Annotated in this window: 1 protein-coding gene and 1 pseudogene; one reads left to right on the top strand and one right to left on the bottom strand. The window is 46.6% G+C overall.

The window, feature by feature from the left end:
- Positions 1-684 precede the first annotated feature (684 nt).
- Positions 685-1761 (top strand): DUF3541 domain-containing protein, encoded by a 1077-nt coding sequence (locus tag B5D35_RS23230; protein WP_078754770.1) that lies wholly within the window; start codon positions 685-687, stop codon positions 1759-1761.
- Positions 1762-1807: 46 nt separating this feature from the next.
- On the opposite strand, the pseudogene yegD reads toward B5D35_RS23230, so the two are convergent.
- A pseudogene (gene yegD / locus B5D35_RS23235) lies at positions 1808-3162 on the bottom strand (molecular chaperone).
- Positions 3163-3204 lie beyond the last annotated feature (42 nt).

The raw sequence follows: 3204 nt of genomic DNA on the forward strand, positions 1-3204 counted from the left end.
TGGCCATCTATCCGTTATCCGCCAGGGAGAAATGAGACGATTTTGGATCACTACGGATTTTTTGCAACAACCCCTTTCAGATTGTGAGTAACGTGTAATTCGGATCGCTGTGCTCAAACAAATTGGATAATGCCGTTTCCTCCCTCAAGTTTCGTTCCCCCGTTCCGAGCGTTGGAGATATAAAATGTGTCTTCCAACTCAAAGGAAAGACGGCTGATGTTTTATCTATGTTGTTGATGTTTATAAATATATACAAAGCCTCGTTCAAGTGTCTAAAAAACCAAATTGCCGTTAAAAGTAGTTAGATATGAACCGCACAAATCATGCCTAACTGCCTAAAAATGTCATCTTTATGTCATAAATATCTCGTCTATCAACAAGATGTTGAAAGACGGTTTAACCATCGGCGTTCCACTGCCTTTATGCTGATACGCTTCTTTGCGACGTGTCGCTGAGAACTGCCACTCGTCTTTTTGACGAACACTCGCTAGCGTAGTTTGTGCTGGCGAGTGTTATTCTTTTTGTCGTAATCCTATTCACCATCTATTCACTTTTCTCTCGTCCAGCGGCTCATTTCTAAGTCTCGTGAAATTTTCACTGACTCGGTCAAACTTTAACAAAGCGTTGTCTCTCTCTTTACTTCTATCCCTTAACGTACAGGAAAGTGTATTGGGAGGATTAAGAATGAAAGCGCTTCGAATTGGGCTTATAAGCATATTTTCGCTGATCATCATGACGGCCTGTGCGTTTTCTTCATCGCCTCAGCAAGATGCAGCAATGATCAAGAAAACGTATGACAGCAACCTCTCTGAGCTGTCTGTGTACCAGTTGGGTCACTATGGGTTGAGAATGTATAGGCAGACTCAGGATGATGATTATCAGGCTGCGGTCTGGGCGGATATGGCGAGAATTGCCAGCCGTTTGAATGACTACAGCGTTTCCATTTCTTCGATAGAGGATGTAAAGCGTTTAGGGACGATACGTTTGGAGAAGTATTACTCAGGCGACAGCGAACGTGATGCTCTTCGTCGTCGCGCGGCTGTGGGAAGAGAAGAATACCTCGTGTTGGGTGCAGGGCTTATCAGCAGTATGGCAAGGGCGAACGAGTACGGCCTGAAACACAGAAACGATGACAAGCTTCGTGAGATCCTGTCTTGGTATGACTTCCACGATTATGTTACTGATCCTGAAATGATACGCGCATGGGCAGCACAATTGGCGAATCAGGTTTACTGGCTTAACCAGCTTGGTGAAGCCAACCTGTCCCAACAGTTTGAGCGGGCATTCAGAGTGACATATCCTGATGAAAAAGACCCGATGCTTTCTACGCAGCAATATAACAACAAACTGTATGGTATGACGCATATCATCCTTGCTGCATCTGAGTACTATCGAAAGCCCGTGAGTGAAGACAATTTTCAATGGATTTACGATTATTTTCGTCAACATTTCAATACCATTGCTGCGCGATCGAAACCGGACGTGATTGCAGAGATCGGCATTACGTTTTTATTAGCAGGTCTGGACAATGATCCCGTCGTTAAAAAAAGCCAGCACATCATTCGAGCGGCAATCGACAGAGAAAAGGGGATGATACCGTCGGTATCAGGTGGAAGTGATCTGGCTAAAGGGGAGCATCGAAATGTACTTGCCATTATGTTGCTCGATTGGCAAGGTCCCAGCGAAACCCCGATGGTAACAAAAGAAAGTGCGGTTATTCAGTCAGTACCATGGGGGCTTATTCCTAAGCCTAAGATATAGAAAAGAAATAGAGAAAGAGCCCTGAAGGGCTCTTTTTGTCTTTGGGTTAACTGAAACACTTCTCGGCATGACGAACTAGGCCGGAAGTTACCGAGCCAAAATAGTCGCCGGCAACAATAGGAACCCCCGGAAGCGTGGTTTCCAGCAAGACCCGAAGGATTGGAGAGCGTGCACTGCCTCCCGTCATGAAGATAGCATCCGGTTTAGTTGCGGCTTGTGCTAACGCTTCGTTGACCAACTCCGCGACTTTGCCGACAGGCGATGCGATGGCGCTGGACAGTTGTTCGGTTGTAATCGTCGTCGCCAAATTTTCGTCTGATAGAGCGATGCTGCATGATATTGCGCCTGTTCGGACAACGCAATTTTCGCTTCTTCTGCACTGCGTACAATTTGGTAGCCTAAGGTATCTCGATAGACTTTTAATAGACGACCGATTAAATCTGGCTCGCTGGCATCTCGCATCAGTTGCTGTAATACCTGTCGGTTTGTCGACGCGTAAAAATCTGATTGTGCCGCGACATTGTTGATGGCGATGGGATTCCAAAACTGCGGGATTGGCATTGCTATGCCGCGTTGCAGTGTCGAGTTTTTGCCAAATAGCGGCATTAACTGTTCGAACGCCAAATGAATATCAAGGTCATTTCCGCCCACACGACAGCCCGAATGGGCAAGCAGTGATGTTTTGCGATCGTCCTTGTTTTTCCAACTTGGCCCCATTTGTATCAGGCTGCAATCTGTGGTGCCACCACCGATATCGACGACGAGTACGGTTTTGTCATTGTCTAAGGTGCTTTCATATTCAAGGCCTGCTGCTACAGGTTCAAACTGAAACTGGACGTTTTTGAAGCCAGCCCGTTTGGCAGCAGACAGCAATATAGATTCTGCTTGAGTATTGGCCTTTTCGCCTCCAATGCCTTGAAAATTGACCGGGCGTCCGATCACGGCTTGAAATATGTCTGTCTGCAGCGTCGATTCGGCCTGTTGTTTGATATTGGCCATCATGGCGCAAACGAGATCTTCAAAAAAGCTGATTTGAACGTCACGCAGACCTGTTGCACCTAAAAATGATTTTGGCGACTTTACGTAATAGACCTCTTCAGGATCTTCAAGGTAAGTCGCGAGGGCTGACCTGCCGAAACGAAGGTCACCAGGTTCAACGTCAATTCCTTCTTCGCGGTTAAAAGCAACTGCGCGTCGCAGTAACTGTTCGCCAACTGAATCACTGGGTTTGATCTCAAAATGTCGCCAGAGGTATTCACTAACCGCTTCTCGTGTCGGAGCACATAACGTTGAAGGGATAAATGGGCTGTCACCTTCCAGTGCCAAAAGACGGGGCTTACCGCTTTCTAAAACCGCTACAGAACAGTTAGCTGTACCATAGTCGAAGCGGCTCCGTTGCAAAGTTTTAAGTTTCAGGCAATCTAGTGTCACCTTCCTCGTCGT

Source organism: Enterovibrio nigricans DSM 22720 (assembly GCF_900167155.1).
Classification (GTDB): Bacteria; Pseudomonadota; Gammaproteobacteria; order Enterobacterales; family Vibrionaceae; genus Enterovibrio; species Enterovibrio nigricans.

What these genes read in the sequence shown, in the direction of transcription:
- B5D35_RS23230 (WP_078754770.1), top strand. Translation starts at nt 685, where the DNA reads ATGAAAGCGCTTCGAATTGGGCTTATAAGCATATTTTCGCTGATCATC.